This is a genomic window from Sinomonas sp. RB5 (assembly GCF_054063535.1).
In genome coordinates this window covers 1-14,786 of record NZ_JBSSGJ010000015.1, presented here as the reverse complement: position 1 = coordinate 14,786, position 14,786 = coordinate 1, and the positions used below count along the sequence as shown (strand labels likewise).

The following is a 14,786-nucleotide window of genomic DNA, read 5'->3' as shown; positions in this document are numbered from 1 at the left end:
CCGCGACGTCACTCCGCGGGTCCGCGGGGTGACCTCGCGCGTTCCGCGGGGTGACCCCGCCCTAGAGGCGGACGCGGTTCGCCAGGACGGGCAGGGCCTCCCGCGCCTTCGCCACCTGGGCCACGTCGAGGTCCACGTACAGCGTCTCGGGCCCCGACCCGGCCCGCTCGAGCAGGTGCCCGAACGGGTTGACCACCGCGGAGCGGCCGATCCCGGTCGGCGCGCCGTGCTTCGCATCCACGCCCGCGGCCTCCGGGTCGGACTGGCCCACGGCCACCACGAAGCAGGTGGAGTCCACGGCCCGCGCCCGCACGAGCAGGTCCCACTGCTCGGCCTTCCCGGGCCCGGGACCCCACGAGGCGCACACGATCTGGACCTGGGCGCCGTCGTCGGCCGTCGAAGTGAAGAGGTCCGGGAAGCGCACGTCGTAGCAGGTGGCGAGCCCGAACGTGACGCCGCCGGCCGTGAAGGTGACGGGCTCCTTGCCCGCGGTGACGGTGTCCGACTCGAGGAAGCTGAACGCGTCGTAGAGGTGGATCTTGTCGTAGTGGGTCTCGACGCCGCGGCCGTGGACCAGGAGGGTGTTCCGGACGGTCCCGCCCACTCCGGGCGTGAACATGCCCACAACCACGACCACCCCGGCATCGTCGGCGGCGGCGCGCACGGCCTGGGCCCACGGCCCGTCGAGGGGCTCGGCGATCTCCGTGAGCGAGTGCCCGAACGCGCGCATGGTCGCCTCGGGGAAGACGACGACGTCGGCATGCCGGCGGGCCGCCTCGGCGGTCCGCGCGCGGACGAGGGCGAGGTTGTCCTCGACGGAGCGGGACGAGGTCAGCTGGACGAGTGCGATCCGCATGCCCCCAGTATGTCCGAAGGCGTCGCAGAAGGCCCGGCCTTCTCGGCAGTTCGGGTCCGGATACTAGGATGAGCATGCTGAAGGGGCGGCCCCCACGCTCTGTCGACCCTGGCACCGACGAGGAAGGACCACGGCCCTGCCAGACGGGCCAAGGATGCTATGAGCATGAGCAACATGACGATGCCGCTGGCGTTCGTGGTGACGCCGTCGCAGCCGTTTCCGCTCGGTCTCACCCCCGGCCGATCCGCCGAGCAGCAGGCAACCCACACCGTCAACCTCGCCGTGTACGCCCCCGGCCTCGACGCGGTGGACGTCCACTTCCTCGACCACGGCGGCACCTGGCGCAAGGCGCCCCTGCCCGAGTACACGGACGGGGTCCACCACGGCCTGATCGCCGGCATCCCCGAGGGCACCCGGTACGCCTTCGCCGCCCGCACCGACGAGGCCGGGGAGGTGCCCGCGCCCGGCGAGGGCACCCTGCTCCTCGACCCCTATGGCCGCGCAGTCGAGGAGGACGAGGGCCGCTGGCTGAACGTGCGGGTCCACAATGGGTTCGACTGGGGCGACGTGGAGCGGCCCTCCGTCCCGCTGCGGGACACCGTCATCTACGAGGCCCACGTCAAGGGCCAGACCATGCTCCACCCGGACATCCCCGAGAACCTGCGCGGAACGTATGCGGGCCTCGCGCACCCGGTGATGATCGACTACTTCCGGCGGCTGGGCATCACGAGCGTCGAGCTCCTGCCCGTCCACTTCCACCTCGACGAGTCGCACCTCCAGGACCTCGGCCTCACCAACTACTGGGGCTACAACACGGCGGCGTTCTTCGCCCCCCACCCCGCCTACGCCACCGAGGCCGCCCGGGCGGCCGGGCCGCAGGCGGTGCAGGACGAGTTCAAGGGCATGGTCAAGCTCCTGCACCAGGCCGGCATCGAAGTGCTCCTGGATGTGGTCTACAACCACACGGCGGAGGAGGGGCAGGACGGACCGGCCGTCAGCTTTCGCGGGCTCGGCGACCACGAGTACTACCGCTGCGATCCTCAGGGCCGGTACATCGACACCACCGGCTGCGGCAACACGCTCGACTTCTCGAATCCGCGCGTGGTCCAGCTGGCCCTCGATTCGCTGCGGCTGTGGGCCGAGGACTACAGGATCGACGGCTTCCGGTTCGACCTCGCCGTGTCCCTCTGCCGCGACGGGCAGCACTCGTTCACGGCGGCGCACCCCTTCCTCGTCGCGGCCGCCGCGGACCCGGTGATCTCGCGCACCAAGCTCATCGCCGAGCCGTGGGACCTCGGCTTCGGCGGCTGGCAGACGGGGCGGTTCCCGCTGGGCTGGTCCGACTGGAACGACCACTACCGCGATACCGTCCGCGACTTCTGGCTCTCGGACCGGGCGGAGCTCGATGCGGGCGGACTGGGAGGCCCGACGGCGAGGCTCGCCGACGCGCTCTCGGGCTCGCACGGGCTGTTCGCGGCATCGGGCCGCACGGCACTGGCCTCGGTCAACTTCGTCGCCGCCCATGACGGCTTCACCCTCGCGGACCTCACGGCGTACCACCGCAAGCACAACGAGGCCAACGGCGAGCAGAACCGGGACGGTGCCACCCACAACCGCTCCTACAACCACGGCTTCGAGGGCCCCACCGAGGTCGAGTCCATCCTCGAGGCGCGGACCCAGACGGTGAAGAACCTCATGGCCACGCTCATGGTCTCCCTCGGGGTGCCCATGCTCACGGCCGGAGACGAGTTCGGGCGCACGCAGCAGGGCAACAACAACGCCTACTGCCAGGACAACGAGCTGACCTGGCTGAACTGGAACCTGGACTCCACCGGCCAGCACCTGCTCGAGCACACGGCCTGGCTCATCCGCATCCGGCGCGACTTCCTCCAGCGCCAGCCCCCGAGCTACCCGGCCCGCGAGGAGAGCAACTACTTCCACTGGTTCGGCCCCGACGGCGAGCCCATGGACCCCGCCCGCTGGCAGGACCCGCGGGAGCGGCTCCTGCAGTTCCTCCTCGGCTCGAAGGACGGCTACCTCGACGGCCTCGTGGTGGTCAACGGCAGCCCGGAGCGGACCGTGGTGACCTTCCCCGAGGCTAAGGGGCACGCGATGGCGTACGAGCTGCGCTATTCCACCGCGCGCCACGCCGAGCAGCGCATCGGCACGGTGTTCGCCTCCGGGCAGCAGGACGCCGCCGAGCCGTACTCCCTGACGATCTACCGGGCCCGGTCCGCGGCATGACGCGGGCCATGGCCCGCGCGGCGGTCCCGCTCGTGCTGCTCGCCACGGCGCTTGCGGGCCTGCTGTCCGCCTGCGGCGGGCTGACGGCCGACGCCGGGCGGTCGCCGTCGTTCTCCGCCTCCGCTCCCGCTTCCGCCGCGGCCCCAGCGGGGCGGGCGAATCCGAGCCGGCTCGCGGAGGTGAAGGCGTCCCAGCTGCCGCGCGAGGCCCGGGACACCCTCGCGCTCATCGCGCGGGGCGGCCCGTACCCCTACAGCCGCGACGGGGTCGTGTACAGCAACTTCGAGAAGATCCTGCCGGCCAGGCCCAGCGGGTACTACCACGAGTACACCGTGCCCACTCCCGGCTCGTCGGACCGCGGCGCGCGGCGGATCGTGGCGGGCCAGCAGGGCGACTCCTATTACACGGACGACCACTACGCGTCGTTCAGATTCATCCGGGAGGGGCAGTGACGGCACGCCGGCCATCGGGGGAGCGCCGCCGGGTGGTCGTCCCGGCCGCGCCGTCCAAGCGCGAGGTGCTCGCCGCGTTCGGGATAGCGCTGGGCTTCCCGGACTACTACGGGGCGAACCTCGACGCGCTCAACGACTGCCTCCAGGACCTCGCCTCCGAGCTCGCCAACGGCGAGGGCCGCCCGCTCGAGATCGAATGGCGGGTGAGCCAGGCCTTCCGGGCAACCCCTGCCTTCGCGGCCGTGGAGGGCATCCTCGCCGACGCCGTCGGCGCGAGCGAGGACGCCCTCACAGTGCGGGTCGTGGACGCCTGATCAGGCGTTGACCACGAGGCCCAGCTCGGCCTTGGACGCGAGCCCCTCATGCCGAGGGATCACCCGGACGGTGTAGCCGAACGCGCCCGAGTGCTCGATCGTCGCGGCGCCGGTGAAGAGGTAGCGGCCGTTGCCGAGGTGCTCGCTCGGCTCCAGCTCCGTCAGGCCCACGCCGGTGAGCTGGTCGGCGTCGTCCACCTTCCCGTAGGCGAGCTCCACGAGCACGTCGGAGGGGTTGAGGACGCCGAGGTTGAGGTAGGTGCTGACGTTGAGCTTGTCGCCGATCTGCGGGACCTCCGAGAGGCCGCCCGAGTCGATGTGCTCGACGTGGACCTGGGACCAGTTGCTGCGCACGTGCTTGGTCCAGGCGGCGAGCTCGCGCGCGGCCCGGTAGTCCTCCGCCACCGCCGCACGGCCGGCCTTGGCCGCCGGGGTGTAGAGCTCGGTGACGTAGTCGCCCACCATCCGGTCCGCCGAGACGGCAGGGCCCAGGAACGAGAGGGTGTGCTTGATCATCGAGATCCAGGAGGTCGGCTCGCCCTCGGGGCGCCCCGAGGACGGCCCCGCGGCGCCCGCGGACTCGGCGCCCGTCTCGGTGCCGGCGTGACCGTAGAAGCGCGGGGCCACCTGGGACTCGATGAGCTCGTACAGGGCCGCGGCCTCGATGTCGTCCCGCTCGTGGGCGCTCGCGCTGCCGCTCGCGGTCGGGATCGCCCAGCCGTTGGAGCCGTCGTAGAGCTCGTCCCACCAGCCGTCGAGGACCGAGAGGTTGAGCGAGCCGTTGATCGCCGCCTTCATCCCGGACGTCCCGCATGCCTCGAGGGGCCGCAGCGGGTTGTTCAGCCACACATCGCAGCCGGGGAACAGGGTGCGGGCCATCGCAATGTCATAGTTCGGCAGGAACACGATGCGGTGGCGGACCTCCGGGTCGTCCGTGAACCGCACGAGGTCCTGGATCATCTTCTTGCCGGCGTCGTCGGCCGGGTGCGACTTCCCCGCGATGACGATCTGGATCGGGTGCTCCGGATCCAGCAGCAGCCGCTTGAGGCGCGCCGGGTCGCGGAGCATGAGGGTGAGGCGCTTGTAGGTGGGGACGCGGCGCGCGAACCCGATGGTGAGGACGTCCGGGTTCAGGATCGAGTCGGTCCAGGTCAGCTCGGCCTCGCCAGCGCCGCGCTTGCGCCAGGCGGCGCGCACGCGCCGGCGCACGTCCTCGATGAGACGGGTCCGCAGCTCGCGGCGGATCTGCCAGATCTTCTCATCCGAGACGTTGAAGACGACGTCCCAGCGGCCGCCCACCCCCGAGCCCGGGGCGAGGTCCTCGGCCATGGAGTTGACGCTCGGGTCGATCCACGTGGGCACGTGCACGCCGTTCGTCACGGACGTGATCGGCACCTCGGAGTGGTCGAAGCCCGGCCAGAGGCCGGAGAACATCTCACGGGAGACGCGGCCGTGCAGCTTCGCGACGCCGTTGGCCCGCTGGGCGAGGCGAAGGCCCATGACCGCCATGTTGAACACGGACGGGTCCCCGCCCTCGTAGCTCTCCCGCCCGAGCTCGAGCACCTTGGCGGTGGGCACGTCCGGGGCCAGGCCGGCATCGAAGAAGTACTTGATCTGCGCCGCATCGAACCGGTCGATGCCCGCGGCCACGGGCGTGTGGGTCGTGAACACGGTGGACGCGCGGCCGGCCACGAGGGCCTCGTCCCAGGTGAGGGGCTCGGACGCGGACATCAGCTCCTGGATCCGCTCGATGCCCAGGAAGCCCGCGTGGCCCTCGTTCGTGTGGAAGACCTCCGGCGCCGGGCCGCCCGTGAGCCGCTGGAAGATGCGCAGCGCCTTCACGCCGCCCATGCCCAGCAGGAGCTCCTGCTGGAGCCGGTGGTCTCCGCCGCCGCCGTAGAGGCGGTCGGTGATGGAGCGCGCGCCGTCGTCGTTCGCCGGCATGTTGGAGTCGAGCAGCAGCAGCGGGACGCGGCCCACGTCGGCGCGCCAGATGTGGGCGTGGAGCTTGCGGCCGTTGGGCAGCGGGAGGGTCACCACGCACGCCGTGCCGTCGGCTTCCTTGAGCAGCGTCAGGGGCAGCGCGTCCGGGTCGAGCACCGGGTAGGTCTCCTGCTGCCACGCATCGCGCGAGAGCGACTGCTTGAAGTAGCCGGCCTGGTAGAGGAGGCCGACGCCGATCAGCGGCACACCGAGGTCGGAGGCGCTCTTGAGGTGGTCGCCGGCGAGAATCCCGAGGCCGCCGGAGTACTGGGGGAGGACCTCCGTGATCCCGTACTCGGGGGAGAAGTAGGCGATGCACCTCGGTGCCGCGTCCCCGAGCCCCTGGTACCAGCGCGGTTCCTCGAGGTAGGCGCGCAGGTCCTCCTCGGCCGCGCGCACGCGGGCCACCACGTCCGGATCCAGGGCCAGCCGCTGCAGCTGCTCGCGGGTGACGAGGCCCAGCAGGCCTGCCGGATCGTGCCGGCTCTCTTCCCAGAGTTCGGGGTCGAGACCGGCGAAGAGCTCACGGGTCGGCTGGTGCCAGGACCAGCGCAGGTTCGTGGCGAGCGTGTCGAGCGCAGCGATCGGCTCAGGGAGCACGGTGCGGACGGTGAATCTACGGATGGCCTTCACCTGCGCCACACTAGCCGAGCCGCGAGCACCGATGAAGAGTGCCACGTTACATGGCGGTGAACTGCGGGTATGGGTCGGGGAGCGGGGTCACCGGCGGCCGGTCACGTCCTTCGCAATCGTCCGCGAGCCGGGCTATCGTGACGGATGGACAGGCCATCAGGGACCACGCCCGCCATGCGAAAGGACAACCTGTGCCCGCTCTCGAACCGCACATTCCCGGCAAGCTCCGCTTCGGCCGCTTCCCCATCACGGACGTCTCACCCGTGGTCGAGGGCGGGGCGTTCCCCGCGAAGGCCGTCGCCGGAGAGGGCATTGCGGTGGGCGCCACCGCATTCCGCGAGGGCCACGACGCGCTCGGCGTGAGCGCAGTCCTCTACTCTCCGCGCGGGAAGGAGAAGCAGCGCGTCCGGCTCCGCGAGCTGGGCAAGGGCCTGGACCGCTGGCACGGCATCCTCACCCCCACCAAGGAGGGCGAGTGGACCTTCACCATCGAGGCCTGGCATGACCGCTACGGCACGTGGCACCACAACGCCGCCGTGAAGATCGCCGCGGGCATCGACGTCGAGCTCATGCTCGCCGAGGGCGCGGCGCTCTTCGCCGCCGCGGCCGAGGACGAGGACCGCAGCGAGGCGGACCGCGCAACGCTCCGCTCGGCGTCGTACACGCTCGCCGACGCCTCCCGCTCCGTCGAGGATCGCCTCGCCGCGGGCGAGGCGCCCGAGGTGCGGGCCGCCGTCGAACGCCTCCCGATCCGCGAGCTCGTCACGGAGAGCGAGCACTTCCCCCTCCTGGTCGAGCGCGAGCGGGCCGGGCGCGGCGCGTGGTACGAGTTCTTCCCCCGCTCGGAGGGTGCCGTGCGCGACCATGCGACGGGGGCGTGGACCTCGGGCACGCTGCGCACCGCCGCCGAGCGCCTCCCCGGCGTGGCGGCCATGGGCTTCGACGTCATCTACCTGCCGCCGATCCACCCGATCGGGCGCGCCTTCCGCAAGGGCCCGAACAACTCGCTCACCGCCGACCCGGGGGATCCCGGCTCGCCGTGGGCCATCGGCGCCGCCGAGGGCGGCCACGACACGATCCACCCGGACCTCGGCACCTTCGAGGACTTCGAGGCGTTCGTGGCCCGCGCCGAGGAGCTCGGACTCGAGGTGGCTATCGACCTCGCGCTGCAGGCCTCGCCGGACCACCCCTGGGTGACGTCCCATCCCGAGTGGTTCACCACCCGCGTCGACGGCTCGATCGCCTACGCCGAGAACCCGCCGAAGAAGTACCAGGACATCTACCCGCTGAACTTCGACAACGATCCCGAGGGCCTGTCCAAGGAGATCCTGCGGATCGTGAACCTCTGGATCGACCACGGGGTGAAGATCTTCCGCGTCGACAACCCGCACACCAAGCCCGTGTGGTTCTGGGAGTGGCTCATCGGCAAGGTCGCCAAGAAGAACCCCGACGTCGTGTTCCTCGCCGAGGCCTTCACGCGCCCGGCGATGATGAAGGCGCTCGGCCGGGCCGGGTTCCAGCAGTCCTACACGTACTTCACATGGCGGAACACCCGGGCGGAGCTCGAGGAGTTCTTCACCATGATCTCGAAGGACTGGGCCCCGTTCTACCGGCCGAACCTCTTCGTGAACACCCCGGACATCCTCACCGAGTACCTCCAGTTCGGCGGCTGGCCCGCCTTCAAGATCCGCGCCGTCCTCGCCTCGATGGCAAGCCCGCTGTGGGGCGTGTACGCCGGCTATGAGCTGGTCGAGCACGTGGCCCGCCCCGGCGCCGAGGAGTACATCGACAACGAGAAGTACGAGTACAAGCAGCGGGACTGGGCCGGCGCGGAGGCCGCAGGCCGCTCGCTCGCGCCGTACCTGACCCGGCTGAACGAGATCCGGCGCGCCCACCCCGCGCTCATGGACCTGCAGAACCTCACCCTGCACTCGAGCACCGACGATGCGACGGTGGTGTTCTCCAAGCACAAGGAGAACGCCGACGGGACCAAGGACACCCTCATCATCGTCGTCAACGTCGACCCCCACGCGACCCGGGAGAGCACCGTGACCCTGGACCTCCCGGCGCTCCACCTCGACCGGGAGGCCCTCGACCTCGAGGGCAGGTTCCGGGTCGACGACCTCCTGTCCGGGCAGTCGTGGATGTGGGGGGAGCACAACTACGTGCGGCTCGACGCGCACGCCGAACCGGCGCACATCCTCCACGTGCGCCGGTAGCCGGTCCCTCAGGCGCCACGCTAACGTGGCGTAGACCCGAACCAGCGTGACCCGCCGTTAAGGAGACCTGAAGAGTCCATGAACATCGGCCAGCAGGCACAGCCGAACTTCAACGTCAACGCGCCAGGCCTCAAGCACGACCCCTTCTGGTACAAGAAGGCGGTCTTCTACGAGGTCCTCGTCCGGGCGTTCAACGACGCGAACGGAGACGGCTCCGGGGACATCCAGGGCCTGATCGACCGGCTCGACTACCTGCAGTGGCTCGGGGTGGACTGCCTGTGGCTGCCGCCGTTCTTCGAGTCCCCGCTCCGCGACGGCGGCTACGACGTCTCCGACTACGAGTCCGTGCTGCCGGAGTTCGGCTCGATCAGCGACTTCCAGCGGCTCGTCGCAGAGGCCCATGCCCGCGGCGTGCGGATCATCATCGACCTTCCGCTCAACCACACCTCCGACCAGCACCGCTGGTTCCAGGAGTCCCGGCGAGACCCGGACGGGCCGTACGGGGACTTCTACATGTGGAGTGACACGGACGAGAAGTACCAGGACGCCCGCATCATCTTCATCGACACCGAGGAGTCCAACTGGACCTTCGACCCGATCCGGCGGCAGTTCTTCTGGCACCGCTTCTTCAGCCACCAGCCTGACCTGAACTACGAGAACCCGAAGGTCCAGCAGGCGATCTTCGACGTCGTGCAGTTCTGGCTCGACCAGGGCGTGGACGGCATCCGGGCCGATGCGATCCCCTACCTGTACGCGGAGGAGGGGACGAACTGCGAGAACCTCCCGGCCACGCACGTCTTCCTCGCCCGGCTGCGGGAGTTCATGGACCACAAGTACCCGGGCCGCATCATCATCGCCGAGGCCAACCAGCCCCCGCACGAGGTCGTCGAGTACTTCGGCACCGAGACCGAGCCCGAGTGCCACATGGCCTTCCACTTCCCGATCATGCCGCGCCTGTACTACGCGCTGCGCGACCAGAGGGCGCAGCCGATCATCGACACGATGGTGGACACGCCGGCCATCCCGGACGGTGCCCAGTGGGGCACCTTCCTGCGCAACCACGACGAGCTGACCCTCGAGATGGTCACCGTGGAGGAGCGCGAGGCCATGCTCGGCTGGTACGCCTCGGACCCGCGGATGCGGGCCAACGTCGGCATCCGCCGCCGCCTGGCGCCCCTGCTGGACAACTCCCGCGGGGAGATCGAGCTCATCAACGCGCTCCTGCTCTCGCTGCCGGGCAGCCCCTTCCTGTACTACGGCGACGAGATCGGCATGGGGGACAACATCTGGCTCGACGACCGCGACGCGGTGCGCACGCCGATGCAGTGGAACCCCGACCGCAACGCGGGCTTCTCGACCGCGGACCCGGGCAAGCTCTACCTGCCCACGATCCAGTCGTTGGTGTACCACTACGGGATGGCGAACGTGGAGGCCGAGATGGCGCACTCCGGCAGCCTCCTGCGGTGGATCCGCAACATCCTCGGCGTGCGCCGCGCGCATCCGGTCTTCGGCCTCGGCGGCTACCGCAACGTCCCCACGGACAGCGATCGCGTCCTCGCCTACCTGAGGGAGATGCCCGACGACGTGGCGCACGGCAGGCGCGGCGAGGCCATCCTGTGCGTGTTCAACCTCGCCGGGCACCCCGTGGCGGCCGGGCTCGACATGCCGGAGTTCGCCGGGCGCGGCCTGCGGGACATCTTCGGGGGAGAGCCGTTCTCCCAGGTCGGGCAGGACGGGCGCTTCCACGTCACGCTCGGCGCGCACGGGTACTTCTGGCTGCGCGTCCGCAATGCGGCCTCGGTCCCGACCAGCCCGCTGACCACGGCGCTGCCGGTCATTGTCCCTGAGCCCCCGGCCGGGGAGCTGGTCCAGTGACGGACGCCGAGGCCCGAGGCCTCTTCCCGTCCCTGGACGCGCTGCTGGCCGAGTGGATCCCCGGGCAGCGGTGGTTCCCGGCCAAGGGCCGCGAGGTCGAGTTCACCCCGGTGGGCGGCCTCGTGCTCTCGGCCGGTGGCCCTGATGCCCCGCGCCTCGAGGTGCACTTCGTCCGCGCCAGCGCCGGCCGGCTCGACACCATCCTCAACGTGCCGCTGAGCCTGCGCGAGCGGCCGGAGGACGACAGGGAGGCCGCCCTCATCGGCGCCGTCGGCGGACCCGGCGGGACCGTGGTCTGGGTGTACGACGCCGTGCACGAACCCGCCTTCTCGGTGGCGCTGCTGGGCCTGATGGCGGACGGCGCCGCGCTCCAGGGCGACCACGCCGAGGCCGTCGGCTCCTCCAGCGGCCAGGGCGCCCTCCCCGACGGCGCACTCACCGCGTCGGTCCTGCGGGGAGAGCAGTCGAACACCTCGATCGTGGTCCGTTCGGCTGCCGGCGATGCGATGGTCAAGGTCTTCCGCCAGCTCTCGGAGGGGCTCAACCCCGAGGTGGAGCTCGGCGCAGCCCTGGCCCGCGCCCACGCCACCGACGCCCCGACCGCGCTCGGCTGGATCGACGTCGAGTGGGAGCGGCCCTCGAGGGGCCGCGAGCAGGGCCAGCTCGCCGTCGCGCACGAATTCCTGGCCGGCGGCGCGGACATGTGGGGAGTCGCGCTCGACGCCGCTGCCGACGGTCGGGACCTCTCGGACGCGGCGCGCGGACTCGGCGCGGCCACGGCCCGGATCCACACGGCCCTCGCCACGACGCTCGGCACCGAGACGCTCGACGCCGACGCCGCCGATGCGTTCATCCAGCGCATCTCCGAGCGCCTGCGGGAAGCCTGGGCCGAGGTGCGCGCGAGCGTGGCCGTGCCCGACGCGGCCCTCGACGCCCTCCTGGCGGCGCTGCCCGCGGCCTGCGACGGCCTCGTCCTCCAGCGCATCCACGGGGACCTGCACCTGGGCCAGGTCCTCCACTTCGCCGGCAGCGAGCGGCCCTTCGCCATCCTCGACTTCGAGGGCGAGCCGCTCCGGCCCGTCGCCGAGCGCAGCCTGCCCGACGTGGTCCTCCGTGACGTCGTCGGGATGCTGCGTTCGTTCGACTACGCGGCCGGCGCGGCGCGCCGCACGGATCCCGCGGCGCGCGTCCCGGAAGGGTGGGCCGACGCCGCGGGGCGGGCCTACTGGGAGGGCTACGCCTCCGTGGCGGGCGGCGACAGCCCCTTCGGCACCGCCCTCTTCGACGCCCTCTGGCTCGACAAGGCACTGTACGAGGTCTCCTACGAGGAGCGGAACCGGCCAGCGTGGGCCGAGATCCCCCTGCACGCCGCACGCACGGCGCTGGGGGCCTGGCTTCCGGGCCAGGAGCAGGACCGATCACGGGAAGGCATCCCCGGTGGGCCCGAAGGCGTACCGGGCGGGTCAGCAGTCGGGGCGGCGGCACCGCCGCCCGGAGAGGAGGCGCACGTGGCACACGGAGAGCATGCAGGGGGAGCGGCGCAGGGCGCCGGAGACCAGACTGCCGCACAGCACGAGGGCGCGGTCCGCGCCCAGAGCCTGGCAGGCGACGTCGTGGAGGCACCGTCGGGGACTGTCCCCGGCGCCGGCGAGAAGGCGCCCGTCCCCGTCGACCGGGACGTGCTGGCCAAGGTCGCGGCCGGTGCCTTCCACCAGCCGCACGCCGTCCTCGGCGCGCATCTCGACGACGAGGGCACGGTGACGATCCGCGCGCTCAAGCACCTCGCGAGCTCCGTCACGGCGGTCACGCCGGCGGGCCGCGTCCCCTTGGACCACGAGTCGCACGGCGTGTGGGTCGGGACCGTCCCGGAGGCCGACCCTGGCCACGTGCCGGACTACCGGCTCGAGGTCGAGTACGGGGACGGCCATCTCGTCACCGTCGATGACCCGTACCGCTACATGCCCAGCATCGGCGAGCTCGACCTCCACCTGATCGGGGAGGGGCGCCACGAGGAGCTGTGGAAGGCGCTGGGCGCCCATGTGGAGCGGCACCACTCCGTGCTCGGGAACGTCGAGGGCACGTCCTTCAAGGTCTGGGCGCCCAACGCCCAGGCTGTCCAGGTCAAGGGTGACTTCAACGGCTGGGACGGCCGCGAGCACGCGATGCGGAGCCTCGGGACGTCCGGCGTCTGGGAGATCTTCATCCCCGGCGTTGTAGCAGGCATGTGCTACAAGTTCGGGATCCTCACGCGCCACGGCCACTGGGTCGAGCGGGCGGACCCGATGGCCTTCGCCACCGAGGTCCCGCCGCTCACCGCCTCCCGGGTCGACGAGTCGAACTATGTCTTCAAGGACGACGAGTGGATGGCGGCGCGGGCCTCGAAGGATCCGCACAACGCCCCCATGAGCGTGTACGAGGTGCACATCGGCTCGTGGAGGCTCGGACTCGGATACCGCGAGCTGGCCGAGGAGCTCGTCGAGTACGTCCAGCGCATGGGGTTCACCCACGTCGAGTTCATGCCGGTCGCCGAGCACCCCTTCGGAGGCTCGTGGGGCTACCAGGTCACGTCCTACTACGCCCCGAGCTCGCGCTTCGGGCACCCGGACGACTTCCGGTACCTCGTCGACCGCCTCCACCAGGCGGGCATCGGTGTGATCGTCGACTGGGTCCCCGCGCACTTCCCGAAGGACGAGTGGGCCCTGGCGAGGTTCGACGGCGAGCCGCTGTACGAGCACGCCGACCCGATGCAGGGCGAGCACCCCGACTGGGGCACGCTCATCTTCAACTTCGGCCGCACCGAGGTGCGCAACTTCCTCGTGGCGAACGCCCTGTACTGGCTCGAGGAGTTCCACATCGACGGTCTGCGCGTCGACGCCGTCGCGTCGATGCTCTACCTGGACTACTCCCGCCAGGAAGGCCAGTGGCGGCCCAACCAGTACGGCGGCCGCGAGAATCTCGAGGCCATCTCCTTCCTGCAGGAGACGAACGCGACCGCCTACAAGCGCAATCCGGGCATCGTCACGATCGCGGAAGAGTCCACCGCCTTCCCCGGCGTCACAAAGCCCACCTCGCTCAACGGGCTCGGGTTCGGCATCAAGTGGAACATGGGCTGGATGCACGACTCGCTCCAGTACATGCACGAGGACCCCATGAATCGGTCCTGGCACCACAACAAGATGACGTTCTCGATCGTGTACGCGTTCAGTGAGAACTTCCTCCTGCCCATCAGCCATGACGAGGTGGTCCACGGCAAGGGGTCGATGCTGCGCAAGATGCCGGGGGACCGGTGGAAGCAGCTGGCCAACCTGCGCGCGTTCTACGCCTTCCAGTGGGCCCACCCGGGCAAGCAGCTCATCTTCATGGGCTGCGAGTTCGCCCAGGAGGCCGAGTGGAACCAGGAGCACGGGCTCGAGTGGTGGATGGCCGACCTTGAGCCGCACCAAGGGGTCCAGAGGCTCTTCCGCGAGCTCAACTCGGTCTACCGGTCCACGCCGGCCCTCTACGAGAAGGACAACGATCCGGCCGGCTACGAGTGGATCCGCGGCGACGACGCGGAGCGCAACGTCATCTCGTTCATCCGCTGGTCCGACGACGGCGCGCCCCTCGTGTGCATCGCGAACTTCGCCGGCAACCCGCACATCGACTACACCGTGGGCCTGCCGCAGGCGGGACGCTGGCGCGAGCTGCTCAACACGGACGCCACCGAGTTCGGCGGCTCGGGCGTGACGAACGGCGGACTCGTCGTCGCGGAAGCGCGGGAGTGGGACGGCAAGCCGGCCTCGGCGGTGCTCACGCTTCCCCCGCTGGGCGTCGTGTACCTCGTCCCCGATGTCGCCACGGAGACGGCCGAGTAGCCGCAGCCGGCGGGCCAGCCGCGGGCCTATCGGCGGCCGCTGTGGGGAGGCACTCTGATGCCTCCCCACAGCCGTCTCGGGCCGGTTGGCGTTGCCGGCGAGCCGGTGGTATAGTTTTTTCCGCGCCGCAGACCGGGAAGCATCCCGCAAGGCGCAACCAACCCCGACAGTTCGCGAACGCTCATCGAGCCGCAAGGCCCGGTTTGACTCGGAGCGGGCGAGCGGGTAGGTTTGAGAAGTTGCTCCGGGAGGGCCTGATTGGTTCTGGTTGTTACCGGGTGCGGCGTGTTGTTTGAGAACTCAATAGTGTGCCAAGTTTGTTGATGCCATTTTTTATGGTTGTCAAATGTGCCTGT

8 protein-coding genes are annotated in these 14,786 nt (G+C 70.5%); 6 read left to right on the top strand and 2 right to left on the bottom strand.

Annotated features, from left to right (window positions below):
• Positions 1-61: 61 nt before the first annotated feature.
• The gene (locus ACVWWH_RS15735; protein ID WP_066495498.1) at positions 62-856 is read right to left on the bottom strand and encodes a carbon-nitrogen hydrolase family protein; all 795 of its coding nucleotides are present in this window, start codon (positions 854-856) and stop codon (positions 62-64) included.
• Positions 857-1,030: 174 nt separating this feature from the next.
• On the opposite strand from ACVWWH_RS15735, the gene glgX reads away from it, so the two are divergent.
• Genes glgX through ACVWWH_RS15720 form a run of 3 tightly spaced genes read left to right on the top strand, consistent with a single transcriptional unit; the run spans position 1,031 to position 3,866 of the window.
• On the top strand, positions 1,031-3,100 hold the full coding sequence (glgX, locus tag ACVWWH_RS15730) for a glycogen debranching protein GlgX (RefSeq protein ID WP_066501963.1): 2,070 nt from the start codon (positions 1,031-1,033) through the stop codon (positions 3,098-3,100).
• Positions 3,097-3,552 (top strand): ribonuclease domain-containing protein, encoded by a 456-nt coding sequence (locus tag ACVWWH_RS15725; RefSeq protein WP_066495499.1) that lies wholly within the window; start codon positions 3,097-3,099, stop codon positions 3,550-3,552. Before glgX ends, ACVWWH_RS15725 begins: the two co-directional genes overlap by 4 nt.
• A complete protein-coding gene (locus ACVWWH_RS15720; protein WP_457317190.1) occupies positions 3,549-3,866 on the top strand; it encodes a barstar family protein in 318 nt (105 codons plus the stop codon). Before ACVWWH_RS15725 ends, ACVWWH_RS15720 begins: the two co-directional genes overlap by 4 nt.
• Here the strand turns inward: ACVWWH_RS15720 and glgP are convergent, their stop codons facing one another.
• Positions 3,867-6,482 (bottom strand): alpha-glucan family phosphorylase, encoded by a 2,616-nt coding sequence (gene glgP, locus ACVWWH_RS15715; RefSeq protein ID WP_457317189.1) that lies wholly within the window; start codon positions 6,480-6,482, stop codon positions 3,867-3,869.
• A 50-nt stretch (positions 6,483-6,532) separates the two neighbouring features.
• Here glgP and ACVWWH_RS15710 point away from each other — a divergent pair, with 50 nt between their 5' ends.
• From ACVWWH_RS15710 to glgB, 3 genes are all read left to right on the top strand, one after another.
• A complete protein-coding gene (locus ACVWWH_RS15710) occupies positions 6,533-8,701 on the top strand; it encodes an alpha-1,4-glucan--maltose-1-phosphate maltosyltransferase (protein ID WP_457317267.1) in 2,169 nt (722 codons plus the stop codon).
• 78 nt (positions 8,702-8,779) lie between these two features.
• On the top strand, positions 8,780-10,576 hold the full coding sequence (gene treS, locus ACVWWH_RS15705) for a maltose alpha-D-glucosyltransferase (RefSeq protein WP_457317188.1): 1,797 nt from the start codon (positions 8,780-8,782) through the stop codon (positions 10,574-10,576).
• Positions 10,573-14,430, top strand: coding sequence for a 1,4-alpha-glucan branching protein GlgB (gene glgB / locus ACVWWH_RS15700; RefSeq protein WP_457317187.1), 3,858 nt, complete (start codon positions 10,573-10,575; stop codon positions 14,428-14,430). Before treS ends, glgB begins: the two co-directional genes overlap by 4 nt.
• Positions 14,431-14,786: the final 356 nt, after the last annotated feature.